Origin of the sequence: Micromonospora thermarum, assembly GCF_012034245.1 — a bacterium.
Classification (GTDB): Bacteria; Actinomycetota; Actinomycetes; order Mycobacteriales; family Micromonosporaceae; genus Micromonospora; species Micromonospora thermarum.
The window spans coordinates 312,116-325,296 of the sequence record NZ_JAATEO010000002.1 but is presented as its reverse complement, the minus strand read 5'-3'; the positions used below and the strand labels follow the sequence as shown (position 1 = coordinate 325,296).

Here is a 13,181-nt window from a genome sequence, read left to right as displayed (position 1 = left end):
ATTGATGCGGAAGGTAGCTGACCGGCGGTGCTGTCCATCGGCCCTGTTCAGCACACTCATGGGGTGACTTATCCGCCTCCGCAGGACCCGTGGGACGAGCAGAACCCGCCTCCGCCCCCGCCCCCACCGCCGCCCTATGCACCACCGCCCGGCGGCGACGGGCGAACCCCGCCGTATCCGACCGCTCAGACGCCGGTAGCGGCGGGTGGCTGGGCACCGCAGCCACAAAAGCGTACGAGCACTTTGAAGATCGTGCTGATCAGTGCCGTCACGCTCGTACTCCTGTGCTGCGGAGGCGCGGCCATCTCGGCGATCGTCTCGCCACCATCCGATTCGCAGGGCCAGAAGAACCCCGCCGCCGAGTCAGTTCCGACCGCGAAGGCTGAAGACAACTCTTCCGAGGAGCCAGCCGAGCTTGCACCGACCCCACAGGCCACACCCACTCAGCTGGCGACGCCGACTGCGGCCCCGACGCCGAACGTGCAGACGCGGACCGAGACCGAGACGCAGAAGATCGCTTTCCAAACGAAGACCATCTACGACTCATCCCTGGCCAAAGGCACGAAAAAGGTCACCACCCGCGGTGTCCCAGGAGTCAAGACGCTCACCTACCAAATCACCCTCACCGACGGCGTCCAGACTGCGAAGAAGCTGATCAAGTCGGAGATCACGAAGGCGCCGGTCACCCAGGTCGTCCGGGTCGGCACCAAGGAGACGCGGCAGTGCGACCCGAACTACAGCGGTGCCTGCGTACCCATCGCCAGCGACGTCGACTGCGCCGGCGGCAGCGGCAACGGCCCCGCCTACGTGGTCGGGCCGGTGCGGGTGGTTGGTAGCGACATTTACGACCTTGACCGTGACGGAGACGGCATCGGCTGCGACTGACCCGCTTCGGGCAGCTGTTGGCGGCCGCCCGCTCCGGTCGGGCGGCCGCATCAGCGGCGCAGGCGACGGGAGCACTCGCCGTCGTGGCCGTCGCGGAGCACGCAACGCCGGCCACCGGGCATCCGCAGGTCGCAGAAGACCCGGTGCCGGAGGAACTCCTCCTCGGACACTGTCATCTCCCCCGGGTCCATCATCGGCAGCACGGTGATCCAGCGGCCGACGACCCGGGCGAGGCGCTGCGCGGCCGGCAGGTCGGCGGCGATGACGGGCAGGTGGATGCCGTACCGCCCGCTCACCGGCGGCCGCCCTCGGCCTGCTCGGACTGCCACCGGCGCAGCGCGACCTTGATCCGCAGAGTCTCCCGCCGGCTCTGCGCCAGCGCGTCGTAGACGGCAGCCATGTCGATGGCGACCCGGTCGAGGAAGGCGTACACCTCGTCGGGGTTGAGGCCGCGGCGTCCGAGCCGGGCGGGCGGGAAGCGGCGCTCACGCACCTGCCACGGCAGCAGACTGGGGTACGCGCGGGACCGGTACGTCGTCCCACCGCCCTCCGGGAACGGCCTCTGGTTGCGGACGCTCATCTCTACCTGCCTTCCTGGTCGTGGATGGGGTGGGTCCACCCGCCCTCCCCGCACGGGCGGACCCACCCTGCTGCGACGGTTCCGCAACGAGGCGGGGGTGACGCTCGACGCCGCCGCCGAGGCGCTGGAGTACAGCCGCCAGAAGATCTGGCGCATCGAGTGCGGCATGGGTCCGGTCCGGGTGCTTGACGTCAAGGCCATGTGCGAGCTGTACGGCGTGTCGCCGGAGATGACCGAGGCGATGCGCGGCCTGGCCGCGGAGACGAAGTCGAAGGGCTGGTGGCACGCGTACGGGGACGCGGTGCCGAGCTGGTTCGAGCTGTACGTCGGCCTGGAGTCCGCCGCCGCGTACCTCCGCCGCTACGACGAATCGCTGATCCCCGGACTGTTCCAGACCCGTCAGTACGCGCAAGCGATCTACCGCCTCGACCGGCCTCAGGCCAGCGAAGAGGACCGCGAGCGAGCGGTCAAGGTGCGGCTGCAGCGGCAGTCACTGCTGACGCGGCGACTCCCGGCCGCTCCGAAGGTGACACAGGTGCTCTCCGAGGCGGTTCTCCGCCGCGCCGTCGGCGACGTCCGAGTCATGATGGCCCAGCTCGACCACCTCATCCGGCTGTCAGACCTACCGAATGTGTCCCTCAGGGTGCTGCCGCTCACGACAGGCCCTCACCCTGGCGCTGTCGCCGGCTCCTTCGTCATCCTCGACTTCCCTCCTACCAAAGGCGGCCGAGCAGCTCCCGAGCCCTCCGTGGTCTACAGCGAGTCCCTCACCGGCGCGCTCTACCTCGACAAGCCAGACGAGCTACAGGCGTACGGAGCGGTGTGGAAGGGCTTGGATGCACGGGCGCTCGGTGAGGCAGAATCGAAGGACATGATCAAGCAAATCATCGGGGAGATGCGGCATGACTGACCTGACCGGCGCCGTCTGGCGCAAGAGCACCCGCAGCGGCGGTAACGGCGGCGACTGCGTCGAGGTCGCCGACAACCTCCCCGGCATCGTCGCGGTACGAGACTCCAAGGACGCGAACGGTCCGGCATTGACCTTTGCGCCGGGGGTCTGGTCCGCCTTCACGACCGCCGTCAGGAGCGGCCTGCGCGCCGGCCACGCCCAGCCGTGACTGGCACGCCGATCGCCGCGTTCGCCGGCGTGATGGCGCTGGGGGCGGCTGTCCCCCGGCCCCGACTTCGCCATTGACGTGCGACAGGCTGCCGGTTCGGGCCGTATGCGCGGGATGGCGACGGCGGCCGGAATCGCGGCCGGCGTCTTCGTCTGGTCCGTCGCCGCCGCCACCGGTGTCGCGGCGCTGCTGGCGGCGTCGGCGACGGCCTTCGCCGTGGTCAAGCTCAGACAACTTGATCCGCTCGTGACCTTGGCTCCGACAATTGGCGAACCTACGACCTAACCACGGTTCCGCCATGGTTGTGGCCTGGCCCGGAAAGGAACACCTCACGTGGAACGCCTCACGGCTGAGATACGTGCTTTCGCTGAGGAACGTGACTGGCAGCAGTTCCACACGCCGAAGAACCTCACCATGGCCCTCGCCGGGGAAGTCGGTGAGTTGCTGGCCGAGTTCCAGTGGCTGACGCCCGAGCAGTCCGCCGAGGTGATGTCCGACCCTGAAGCGGGCGCCCGCGTCAAGGCGGAGATCGGCGACGTGATGATCTACCTGACTCGGCTCGCCGACGTTCTCGGTGTCGACCTGGTGGAGGTCGCTCTCATGAAGCTTGCGGAGGCAGCCGGCCGCTATCCCGTCGCCGAGGCAAGGGGATCGGCCGAAAAGCGTAGGGCAACCGACAATCGGGGCGTGGCGGGGAGTTGATCTCTTCGCTACAGTCCTGGGAATTAGAGCGCGTTACGACGGGCTTTCGGCCGCGGCCGGACACGCCCCCCATGCGCACGATCACGTCGTGCTGCCCGGGGGCATCTGTTGTCAACGTTCCGTACCTCCGCCGCTGGTCTGCTGCGCCTGGCCACCGCCGGTGTCCTCGCCGATCGGATCGCGGAGCAGGTGGGCCACAAGGTGAGTCCGGCCGAACGCCGGTCGTGGTCCCGAAGCCTTGCCGTGCTCGGGGAGGATCTCGCGGACGCGGGCCTCGGACAGGTCGAGGTGCTGATCGAGTACCAGCTCCCGCTGACCAGCAAACGTGTGGACGTGGTGCTCGCCGGTGTTGACCCGAGAACGAATGAGGACTCCTACGTCGTCGTCGAACTCAAGCAGTGGTCCTACGCCGAGGCGTACGAGGGGTCGGACCGACTCGTGCTGGTGGAACACGCCAGGGGCGGCCCGCGACTGCACCCGGGCGTCCAGGTCGGTGACTACTGCGAGTACCTCACCGACTTCCTCGGCATCCTCGCCAACCGGCGTAATCCGGTGCGGGGCGCCGCCTACCTGCACAACGCCGTCGACCGGGACGTCAACGACCTGTTCGCCCGCCGCCCCACCGAGCAGAGTCGAATCTTCACGAAGCAGCGGCGCGGACAGTTCCTCGACTACCTCCGCACCCATCTGGCACCGGTGCCGGGCGCAGCCGCCGCAGACCGTTTCCTCACCAGCGCCGTCCGACCGAGCAAGCACCTGCTGGCGTACGCCGCGCAGGAGCTGAAGGAGCGGTCGCACTTCACCTTGCTGGGCGAGCAGCGTCTGGCGTACGAACTGGTGTTGCACGCTGTGGAGCGCGCCCGGTCGGCGGACCGCAAGTCGGTGGTCGTGGTGGCGGGCGGACCAGGCAGCGGCAAGAGCGTGATCGCCTTATCGGTGCTCGGCGAGCTGGCACGACAGAACCGAGCGGTCATGCATGCCACCGGCTCCCGCTCGTTCACCCAGACCCTGCGGCGTTACGCCGGCAACGGCTCCACCCGGCTGAAGAACCTGTTCGGATATTTCAACAGCTTCATGTCCGCTGAACGCAACGGTTTCGACGTGCTCATCTGCGACGAGGCGCACCGCATCCGGGAGACCTCGGTCAACCGCTTCACGCCGAAGACCACACGCGACAGGGCGCGGCGCCAGATTGACGAGCTGATCGCCGCCGCACGGGTACCGGTGTTCCTGCTCGATGAGCATCAGGTGGTCAAGCCGGGTGAGCTCGGCAGCGTGGACGTCATCTCCCGGCACGCCGAGCAGCTCGGCCTGGAGGTCGAGGTCGTATCCCTGCACGACCAGTTCCGGTGTGGCGGCAGCGAAGCGTACGAGCAGTGGGTTCTCGACCTGCTCGGCCTCGACGGCGGCGAGCCGTCGGTCTGGGTCGGCGATGGGCGGGTGGACGTGCGCCTCGCCGACTCGCCGGAGGAACTGGAGACGTTCCTGGAAGGCAAGCAGGGAACGGGTGTGACGGCACGGATGTCGGCCGGCTACTGCTGGCCCTGGAGCGACCCGCGCCCGGACGGTTCGCTCGTGCCTGATGTGCGAATCGGCGGCTGGTCGCGGCCGTGGAACGTCAAGAGCGACCGCAGCGTGGGCGATGCCCCCGGCAGCGCGTTCTGGGCCACCGACCCGAACGGCTTCGGTCAGGTCGGCTGCGTCTACACGGCGCAGGGCTTCGAGTACGAGTGGTCGGGCGTCATCATCGGTCCGGACCTGGTGGCGCGTGACGGACGCCTGGTCACCCGACGCGGCGAGTCGAAGGACCCGGCGTTCCGCAGCCGTAAGTCGGTCAGCGACGAGGAGGCGGACCGGCTCATCCGCAACACGTACAAGGTGCTGCTGACCCGCGGTATGCGCGGTACGATCCTGTACTCCACCGATCCGGAGACGTGTGAGTACCTCGCCTCGCTGGTCAAGGTGAGTCATCCAGTCGAGACGGTGTACGAGCACCGGGTGGCCTGAGCAGCCGGAGGGGCTGACGGACGGCGGACAACTGCTGGAACGCCCGCCTGCGGGGCCTGCTGGACATCTTCGACGGCCTCACCGCCAAGGGCCACCCCGAGTCGTTGACGTTGCTGGCCTCCGTGCTGGGCATCCCGGTCGACACGCTCGTCACCCACCTGCACGCCGCTGGCCATCCGTGGGGTGATTCCCGCTGACGTACCAGCAACCCAACCCGCCGTACCCGATCGTCCCCGCAGCGCCGGTGCGGCCGCCGCTCACGTCGGCGGTACACAACCCGGCCACACCTCACCGGACCCTGGGTTCTCACGGAGTTGTTCCCGCAAGCCTCCAAGATCCGGCGGGAGGTGTCGTCGGTTGCGCTCAGGCCGCCGCAGCCTCGGCGAGCTCCACGTCGTTGTCCGCGATGAGGAGATCCACGAGTTGCTTCTGGATGCCGTCGTAGGCGGGGTGGTGCACGATCGTCGTACGGTTGCGTGGCCGGGGAATCGGTACGTCGATGGTGGTGCGCACCGACGGGTAGGGCAGGTTGGCCATCACCACGATCCGGTCGGCGAGCAGGATCGCCTCGTCCAGACCGTGCGTCACCATCAGCACGGTCTCGGTCTCGGACTCGCTGTCCCACAGGTCGACGAGTTGCTGCTGCAACCGGGAGCGGGTCAGCGCGTCCAGGGCGCCGAACGGCTCGTCGAGCAACAGTGTTCGGGGCGCAACCGCGAACGCCCGGGCCACCGCCGCCCGCTGGGCCATGCCGCCGGAGACCTGCCCCGGCCGCTTGTTGCGGTGCTCCCACAGCGATACCGCGGTCAGGTACCGCTCGACCATCTCGTCGACCCGGGCCCGCTTCCAGTCCGGGCGGGACTCCTGCACCGCAACCCGCACGTTCTGCCGCAGGCTCAGCCACGGCAGCAGCGAGTAGTTCTGGAACACCATCGCGCGGTCGGGCCCCGGCCCGGCGACCGGCTGCCCGTCGACCCGCACCGTGCCGCTGTCCGCCTTGACCAGCCCGCCGACGATGTTGAGCAGGGTCGACTTTCCGCAGCCGGAATGCCCGATGAAGGAGACGAACTCGCCGCTGTCGATGGTCAGGTCGACGCCGCGCAGCACCTCCTGCGGCGCGTGCCCCCGGCGCCGGAACGACTTGCGGACGCCGTTGATGGCGATGGTCATCCGTGTACCTCCTCAGGAGTGACCCACCGGGAGAGCATGAGCAGGATCGCGTCGAGGACGAGCCCGACCACGCCGATGAGCACGATGACCGCGACCACCTTGTCGAGTTCCAGGGCGTTGTACGAGTTCCAGACGAAGTAACCGATGCCGGAGTTGCCCTGGAGCATCTCGACCGCGACGATGACCATCCAGCCGATGCCCATGGACAGCCGCAGGCCGGTGATGATGGAGGGCAGTGCGTTGGGAATCAGCACGTGCCACAGGTACGCCAGCGGTCGGAACTTGAAGACCAGTGCCACGTTGCGCTGGTCGCGCGGGATGGCGCCGGCACCCGCCGCGGTGTTGATCAGAGTGGGCCACAGCGCGGTGATGAAGATGACGATGACCGCCGACTGTGCCGGTTCCTCGATGATGTAGAGCCAGATCGGGAACCAGGCCAGTGGCGACACCGGACGGAGCACCTGCACGAGCGGGTTGAGCGCGGACCAGACGGGTCGGACCGCGCCCATGATCAGCCCGAGCGTGATGCCGACCAGCGCGGCCAGGCCGAATCCCAAAAACACCCGCCGCAGCGATATGTACAGGTGCAGGCCGATGCCCTTGTCGTTGGTGGTGTTGAAGAACGGCCGGCTGAGCAGGTCGCCGAGGGTCCGGGCGCTGTCGAGCGGACCCGGCACCGCGGTTGAGCCGCGGGTCGCGAACTGCCACAGCGCCACGAACACCGCGAGGCCGACCACGGCCCAGAGGGCGGCCACCACGAAGCTGGCCAGTCGACTGCCCAACGCAGTCAACCGGGAGGATGTTGCCGGGCTACGGTGCCCAGCGACCTCGATGTCTGCGGTCGAGGCCGCCGACCGCGATCCGCTTCCGGCGGCGGACGTCGTCGGGGCACCGATTCCCCCGCCTGCCCCGTCGGCCGGGGCGGCTGACGTCAGCGTGGGACCACTCGAATGATCCGCGGCCGGCGCGACGGCGCTCGGTGTTGCGTCGCGCGCGGTCATGGCCGCCTGGCCTCGTCCGCGACGTTCGTCGGGTCGAACATGATGTCGTCGAGTTTGATGTGGATGGGTGCCATGTCGTCGTCCGGGATCTTGATGCCCTCGGCGGCGGCGACCTTCGCATAGAGGTCGTGCAGGATGAGTTCGTCGGCGAGCTTGGCGTAGTCCGGAGTTTCCTTGACAAGGCCGAAGCGCTGGTACTGGGCAAGGAACCAGTACACGTAGGAGCGCCGCGGCAACGACGTTTCGCCGTCCCGGAAGAACATCATCTGATCGCCGGTGTAGGTCTTGCTGCCGAGGCCGGCGCCGAGGTCGTACTGGCCGAGCAGCCGGCCCTTGATGTTCGCCGCCGGCGCGTTGACGTAGCCCACCGGCGCCAGCATGTCGGCAAGCTTGTCCCGGTTGGTGAGGTCGTCCAGCCACTTGGCGGCCTTGAGCGTGGCCTTCATGATGTCGGCCAGCGTGTCCTGGTCATTGGTGAGCTTGGCACCCACCACCAGCGCCTTCTCCGGGTGGTGCTGCCAGATGTCCTGCGTGGTGATGTGGGTGAACCCGATGTCCTTCTGGACCGCCACCGCGCCCCACGGCTCGCCCACGCAGTACCCGTCCTGGTTGTTGGCGGCCATGTTGGACACCATCTGCGGTGGCGGAACAGCCGAGACCTGGATGTTGGAGATGTCGGCCTTGGTCGCCTTGAGCCAGTAGCGCAGCCACGTGTCGTGGGTGCCGCCCGGGAAGGTCATGGCCAGCTTGGGCTTCTCCTTCTCGAGGAGCGCCTTCGCCGCGGCGAGGTCTCCGTAACCGGCGCCGGCGTACGCCTTCTTCAGCGTGATGGCCTGGCCGTTGTTGTTCAACACCATGGCGATCTTGAGGTCGGTCGTGCCGGCCTTACCGCCGATGCCCATCGCGACCGACAACGGCAGGCTGAACAGGACGTGCCCACCGTCGATCTCGCCGCTGAGCAGGTTGTCCCGGGTCGCCGGCCATGACGCCTGCTTGATCAGTTCCACGTCCAGGCCACGCTCGGCGAAGTAGCCGAGTTGCTTGGCCGCGATCAATGGCGCGCAGTCGGTGAGCGCGATGAAGCCGAGTTTGACCTTGCGTAGGTTGTTACCGCCAGCGCCAACGGCCTGGCTGGGATTCTCATCGACAGCGCACGCGGTCAGGACGCCACCGGCAGCCGTGACGGCGGCAGCAGTTCCGGTGAGGCGGAGAAAACCGCGGCGGTTCAGGGAGGTGGTCATGGCCCGAGACCGTAGGGCCGCCATAAATCATGCCCGTTGCTGAGCCGTCAACTCGGCGTGAGGTGAGGTGCACAAGGCAATTGTTGCGCCGTGGTTAATGAATCCGACGCGCGGGTGTGTCGGAGACATCATGCCACGAAGAGCCTCGATGCGAGACCCGGCTCACCGATTCCTGTACGGCCGGGCAACGTACCAGAAACGCAGCGCCCCGAGACTCCCCGCATGACGTCGACCCGAGCTGACTCGACGCTGACAGGATATACAGTGGTCGTTACCGACAGCGGCCTGCACCATGTCGCGGCGCTGCTACGTCAGCACGGGGCGGTGGTCGTCGACCTACCGTTGTTGCGGACCGTGCCCGGCTACCGGGACGCGAGATTGCGCATCGCCACCCGACGGCTCATCCAGGCTCCGGTCGATCAGGTCGTCGCCACCACCGCGGCGGGATGGGCGAGGTGGCTGTCCGCGGCGGCAGCATGGGGCCTGGCCGAGCCACTCCGGTCCCGGCTCCGCTCCGCGAGCATCCTGTCGATGAACGAGTCGGTCAGCGCCTTGTTGGTGGAGACCGGCTTCACCCACGACTGGGTGGCGTCGACCGGCGACCTCGGCGAGGCGGTGACCTGGCTGCTCGGCCGCGACCCGGTGAGCCGCCGGGTCGCGGTGACGGCCGACGACGCGCTGCCGACGCGATCGATCGACAGCCTCCGTACGCACGGCATCGAGGTGATGGTCGTGCCGACCCGTCGCTCCGCTCGACCGGTCGGCCTGGCGCCGCTGAACCGGCTCGCGCAGATGGTCATCCAGCGCGAGGTGCACGCGGTCACGTTCGCCACCGCCGCCGGAGCGAGCGCGCTGGTCGACTTCACGACCCGGGCCGGTCGCGGGAGCCTGCTGCTGCGTGCGCTGGCGACGGACGTCGCGGTCGCGACCGCCCACGCGGAGTCGGCCTCGTTCTTCCGCTCGCGCGACATACCGGTCTCCTGGGCGGCCGACGGCAGCCCAGAGGAACTCGCCGGGCACCTCGTGGAGGTCCTGGTGGCGCGCCGCCGGCAGTTCCGGGCCCGCGGTCATCGCTTCACCGTGCAGGGCAGCGCCGTGCTGGTCAACGGTACGACCATCCGGCTCGGGTCGCGGCCGGCGACGGTCATGCGCTCCCTCGCCGACCACCCGGGTCACACGCTGTCCCGCAGCACGATCGAACGGCTCGTACCCATGTCCCACCGTGCCGGACACTTCGGCGTCGACCAGGCCGTGTGGCGACTGCGGGCGGAGCTTGGAGATTACGGCTGGCTCGTGGCCACCGAGATCGGCCGGGGCTACCGCCTCGTCGTGGACTGAGCGCGCACCACGGCTGACGACGCCCACCCCGCAACCTGCTGTCGGTCTACGACAGCCTGTACTTCGTCTGCGTGCTCGCCGCCGCCCGCGACGACGACGCGCCTCCGCCAACACCGACATCATCGAGGCGAACGCCACAGCCATGGAACTCGGCAGCGCCCTATCGCCATCGGCGCCCGCTCGACACCGTCGCCCTGCCCGTCGAGCGTGTCACTCACCCGGAAACCGTTACCACTACTCCTGACCTGGCGCGAGGGCGGTGAAGGTGGCTGCCGCGCGTTCGGCCACGGCCTGAACGTACGGGATGTAGACGGCCGGGTCGGCGTGACGCGGGAGGCGGAGGCGGAGGTCACCGCTGTAGTGGTAACGCTGCCGGTAGGTAAGACGGATGGGGAAGATGCCTTCGGCGAACGCCTCGATGTCCCTGGTCCACCACCGGTAGCGCGTGGCCAGGCCGTTGGCGATGCTCTCGCTGGTCACGGTCGCCAGCTCATACTTGTCGAGGACCGATGGGGTCAGGAGTATCCGCCGCGGTCGGTACCGGTCGTAGTCCCAGTCGCCCGCCAACAAGTGACCGACCGGCGCGTCGGGTGGTGTACACAGCGGCTCTGAGCTGGGCAGGTCTGTCCAGTCGAAGTCGATCCACCAGCCGCGGCGGACCTCCCACGGCTTGTCCTTGACGGCGGTGACGCCCGGTCGGCCCGCCGCCTCCAAGGCGGCAGCGGTAGCGGTGATCGCCGAGACGACCTTCCGGACGGAGGTGGTCAGGGCTCGTTCGTTGCGAGCCCACGCGACGACCTCGGCCCACCACGACTCGACGTCACCCACCGCATCCCGAACCTCACGTGGCCACGCCGGCGGATCCTCGCCGCGATCGGCCAACTCGCGTGGTGTCAGACCGCCCAGCAGCGGGCGGTCGGCCACCGCTTGCCGCTCCTGCCACGCGGCGAACCGGGCGCGCGCCTCGGCCAGCCTGCGCTCCTGCTCCTCGTACGCCCGCCGAGCCTTTTCCCGCCGAACCGCCTCGGCCTGCGCCAGCCGTTCCTCGATCGCCTTCCGGATCGGCGAATAGGCGGCAGCCGCGGCACGGATGCGGGACAGGTAAGCGGCTTTGGCCTTCTCGTACCTCGTCCGCCTCCACCGCCACTGGCGGCGCCGGTAGAAGCGGCGCATCTCGGGGCTGAACTCGGCGCTCGCTGCCGAGACCTCGTCCACGCACGCGACCGCCGCAGCGGCCCAAGCGGCTGTCTGCGATTCCGTCGCGCTCAGCGAGACATGCTGGCTGTCGACGGACCACAAGCCGCTCACCTCGATGCGTGCACCGAACCAGTACACCGTGAGCGTCTCACCGAACACGTTCTGCGATATCCGGAGGGCCATGGCCCTCGATGATGCCGGAACGGGCGCGATATCGGGAGGTGCTGTCGTTTGCCCTTGTGCCCGAGCCGACGGCAGACAGGGCCTCCGGCCAGCGGCGAAGCCCTAACGGTCGGACCCTTGCGGTAAAACGTGCACCGACTTTCGTCTTTCTCGAAGGAAAGTTGCGCTGAGCTCGATGAAAGGTATGGACATATGAATATGTCTTTTGTAGCGTCGGCCGCGTGATGGTGTCTCGTCCTGGTTAACCACGCCAACACCTCACTCGACGCCCGCCCCCTCCCCCAACCCTCGCCCATCTCCCAGATCCTTCGCCCGTCGCGGATGCGGCACACCGCGCAACGGGCTACTGAGTCATGCCCGAGATCCGAGATCAATCCACAAAGGAGGAACGAGCCGCACCCGCGGACCTGCCCCGGCCAGTCCCCAGAACAAGGAGAGGCAGATGAAGAGACGGCTCGCGGTCGAGGGCCAGGCCTTCGCCTTCGGCGACGTCGTGGAGTTCGAGGTACGGGTGACCGACGACCTGCCGGTCGACTGCGCGCGGGTCAGCGTGACGTACGTCCTCGGCCACGACGACCACGGGCACCCGCAGACCACCGCCAACGGCTGCACCGGCTCGATCCAGACGACATTGCCGTCCGGCCACGACCCGGAGCACGACAACCTGACCGGCGTGTTCGTCGCGTCCTACACCGACGCCGGTGGGGACGGGCTGCCCACCCTCACCGGCAGGGACCAGGTCGTCCTGGTCCCCACCACCGAGTAAGACCTCGGAAGGAGAGTCACCATGTGTTACGGATACAACGGCATGGCCGCCCTGCAGCGGTCGCTTGACCGGCGGAGCCTGCTCGGCGGTTCGCTGGCGGTGCTCGCCGGTGTCGGGCTCGCGTCCGGGATCGGCGGGACGGCCGCGGAGGCGACCACCCGCACCACCGGCTGGCACCAGGTGCCCCCGGGCCTGATCAGCATCCAGCTGTGGACGGTGCGTGACGCGCTCTGGGGTTCGCCGGGGTACGACGCCACTCTCACCCACCTCGCCCGGATCGGATACCCGCGCGTGGAGCTGGCGCTCGGCTACTTCGGGCGTACGGCCGCCCAGCTGCGCCAGTTCCTGGACGGCATCGGCATCAAGGCCAGCTCCAGCCACGACGGGATCAGCGCCGACGCCGCCGCCCTGGACAAGAAGATCCAGAACGCGCTCACCCTGGGCCAGCGGTTCATGGTGGTCCCGTACCTGAACTCCAACAGCGAGGACGACTGGAAGCGCTGGGCGGAGCAGATGAACGTCGAGGCCGCCGCGGCGCGTGCGGCCGGTCTGCGCTACGGCTACCACAACCACGCGCACGAGTTCACGATCGACTTCGGGAACGGCCGGCGCCCCTGGGACGTGCTGACGGAGGAACTCGACCCGAGGCTCGTCCACCTGGAGATCGACATCTACTGGGCCGTCACCGGCGGCATCGAGTCCGGCGACGGTGTGGCCGACCCGGAAGGCTTCACGCTGGACGTCATCCGGTCCGCGCCGCAGCGCGTCCTGCAGTACCACGTGAAGGACCGGCACGAGTCCACCGGCGACATGGCCGACCTGGGCACCGGAATGATCGACTTCGGGCGGATCTTCCGGAAGCACTCGGTGCTCGAGTACATCGTCGAGAACGACACCCCCGACGTGACGCCGCAGCAGACCGCCGAGGTCGGCTACCGCTACCTGCGCAAGCTGCGGTACTGACCGGCAGCGCCAAGACGGCGAAGCGGCCGT

Annotated in this window: 15 protein-coding genes; 9 read left to right on the top strand and 6 right to left on the bottom strand. The window is 68.5% G+C overall.

Translation table 11 applies throughout. The features are described 5' to 3' along the window. Positions 1-252 precede the first annotated feature (252 nt). Complete coding sequence (locus HCJ94_RS03240) at positions 253-885, top strand: G5 domain-containing protein (RefSeq protein WP_309227128.1); 633 nt, start codon at positions 253-255, stop codon at positions 883-885. Positions 886-935: 50 nt separating this feature from the next. Here the strand turns inward: HCJ94_RS03240 and HCJ94_RS03235 are convergent, their stop codons facing one another. Then, complete coding sequence (locus HCJ94_RS03235; protein ID WP_167999424.1) at positions 936-1,181, bottom strand: hypothetical protein; 246 nt, start codon at positions 1,179-1,181, stop codon at positions 936-938. Next, entirely contained in the window at positions 1,178-1,465 is a 288-nt protein-coding gene (locus HCJ94_RS03230; protein ID WP_167999423.1) for a DivIVA domain-containing protein, read from the bottom strand. The genes HCJ94_RS03235 and HCJ94_RS03230 overlap by 4 nt, the downstream gene beginning before the upstream one ends. On the opposite strand from HCJ94_RS03230, the gene HCJ94_RS03225 reads away from it, so the two are divergent. The 5 genes from HCJ94_RS03225 to HCJ94_RS03205 all read left to right on the top strand — a co-directional run bounded on the left by HCJ94_RS03225 (position 1,464) and on the right by HCJ94_RS03205 (position 5,292). Then, complete coding sequence (locus tag HCJ94_RS03225) at positions 1,464-2,375, top strand: helix-turn-helix domain-containing protein (protein WP_373684183.1); 912 nt, start codon at positions 1,464-1,466, stop codon at positions 2,373-2,375. The genes HCJ94_RS03230 and HCJ94_RS03225 overlap by 2 nt on opposite strands. After that, positions 2,368-2,583, top strand: coding sequence for a DUF397 domain-containing protein (locus HCJ94_RS03220; RefSeq protein WP_167999422.1), 216 nt, complete (start codon positions 2,368-2,370; stop codon positions 2,581-2,583). The genes HCJ94_RS03225 and HCJ94_RS03220 overlap by 8 nt, the downstream gene beginning before the upstream one ends. A 105-nt stretch (positions 2,584-2,688) precedes the next feature. Beyond that, entirely contained in the window at positions 2,689-2,868 is a 180-nt protein-coding gene (locus tag HCJ94_RS03215; protein ID WP_240943828.1) for a hypothetical protein, read from the top strand. Between the two features lie 48 nt (positions 2,869-2,916). Continuing rightward, on the top strand, positions 2,917-3,285 hold the full coding sequence (locus HCJ94_RS03210) for a nucleotide pyrophosphohydrolase (protein ID WP_167999421.1): 369 nt from the start codon (positions 2,917-2,919) through the stop codon (positions 3,283-3,285). Positions 3,286-3,393: 108 nt separating this feature from the next. Beyond that, positions 3,394-5,292: a DUF2075 domain-containing protein gene (locus HCJ94_RS03205; RefSeq protein WP_167999420.1), complete on the top strand. Its 1,899-nt coding sequence runs from the start codon at positions 3,394-3,396 to the stop codon at positions 5,290-5,292. 363 nt (positions 5,293-5,655) lie between these two features. On the opposite strand, the gene HCJ94_RS03200 is transcribed toward HCJ94_RS03205, so the two are convergent. From HCJ94_RS03200 to HCJ94_RS03190, 3 genes are all read right to left on the bottom strand, one after another. Next, entirely contained in the window at positions 5,656-6,462 is an 807-nt protein-coding gene (locus HCJ94_RS03200; protein WP_167999419.1) for an ABC transporter ATP-binding protein, read from the bottom strand. Continuing rightward, a complete protein-coding gene (locus HCJ94_RS03195; RefSeq protein ID WP_167999418.1) occupies positions 6,459-7,253 on the bottom strand; it encodes an ABC transporter permease in 795 nt (264 codons plus the stop codon). The genes HCJ94_RS03200 and HCJ94_RS03195 overlap by 4 nt, the downstream gene beginning before the upstream one ends. A 206-nt stretch (positions 7,254-7,459) precedes the next feature. After that, positions 7,460-8,704 carry a CmpA/NrtA family ABC transporter substrate-binding protein gene (locus HCJ94_RS03190; RefSeq protein ID WP_240943826.1) on the bottom strand — a complete coding sequence of 415 codons (1,245 nt, stop codon included), beginning with the start codon at positions 8,702-8,704 and terminating at the stop codon, positions 7,460-7,462. 264 nt (positions 8,705-8,968) lie between these two features. Here HCJ94_RS03190 and HCJ94_RS03185 point away from each other — a divergent pair, with 264 nt between their 5' ends. After that, positions 8,969-10,042 (top strand): uroporphyrinogen-III synthase, encoded by a 1,074-nt coding sequence (locus tag HCJ94_RS03185; RefSeq protein WP_167999416.1) that lies wholly within the window; start codon positions 8,969-8,971, stop codon positions 10,040-10,042. Between the two features lie 234 nt (positions 10,043-10,276). On the opposite strand, the gene HCJ94_RS03180 is transcribed toward HCJ94_RS03185, so the two are convergent. After that, positions 10,277-11,422: an ATP synthase subunit B family protein gene (locus HCJ94_RS03180; RefSeq protein ID WP_167999415.1), complete on the bottom strand. Its 1,146-nt coding sequence runs from the start codon at positions 11,420-11,422 to the stop codon at positions 10,277-10,279. A 442-nt stretch (positions 11,423-11,864) separates the two neighbouring features. Here HCJ94_RS03180 and HCJ94_RS03175 point away from each other — a divergent pair, with 442 nt between their 5' ends. Both HCJ94_RS03175 and HCJ94_RS03170 read left to right on the top strand, forming a co-directional pair. Then, positions 11,865-12,188: a hypothetical protein gene (locus HCJ94_RS03175; RefSeq protein WP_205800531.1), complete on the top strand. Its 324-nt coding sequence runs from the start codon at positions 11,865-11,867 to the stop codon at positions 12,186-12,188. A 21-nt stretch (positions 12,189-12,209) separates the two neighbouring features. Then, the gene (locus tag HCJ94_RS03170) at positions 12,210-13,151 is read left to right on the top strand and encodes a sugar phosphate isomerase/epimerase family protein (RefSeq protein WP_167999414.1); all 942 of its coding nucleotides are present in this window, start codon (positions 12,210-12,212) and stop codon (positions 13,149-13,151) included. Positions 13,152-13,181 lie beyond the last annotated feature (30 nt).

Excerpts from the sequence above, each read along its gene's own strand:
- HCJ94_RS03200 (WP_167999419.1), bottom strand. The coding sequence starts at position 6,462 with ATGACCATCGCCATCAACGGCGTCCGCAAGTCGTTCCGGCGCCGGGGG.
- HCJ94_RS03180 (WP_167999415.1), bottom strand. The coding sequence starts at position 11,422 with ATGGCCCTCCGGATATCGCAGAACGTGTTCGGTGAGACGCTCACGGTG.
- HCJ94_RS03230 (WP_167999423.1), bottom strand. The coding sequence starts at position 1,465 with ATGAGCGTCCGCAACCAGAGGCCGTTCCCGGAGGGCGGTGGGACGACG.
- HCJ94_RS03215 (WP_240943828.1), top strand. The coding sequence starts at position 2,689 with ATGCGCGGGATGGCGACGGCGGCCGGAATCGCGGCCGGCGTCTTCGTC.
- HCJ94_RS03220 (WP_167999422.1), top strand. The coding sequence starts at position 2,368 with ATGACTGACCTGACCGGCGCCGTCTGGCGCAAGAGCACCCGCAGCGGC.
- HCJ94_RS03170 (WP_167999414.1), top strand. The coding sequence starts at position 12,210 with ATGTGTTACGGATACAACGGCATGGCCGCCCTGCAGCGGTCGCTTGAC.
- HCJ94_RS03175 (WP_205800531.1), top strand. The coding sequence starts at position 11,865 with ATGAAGAGACGGCTCGCGGTCGAGGGCCAGGCCTTCGCCTTCGGCGAC.
- HCJ94_RS03190 (WP_240943826.1), bottom strand. The coding sequence starts at position 8,704 with ATGACCACCTCCCTGAACCGCCGCGGTTTTCTCCGCCTCACCGGAACT.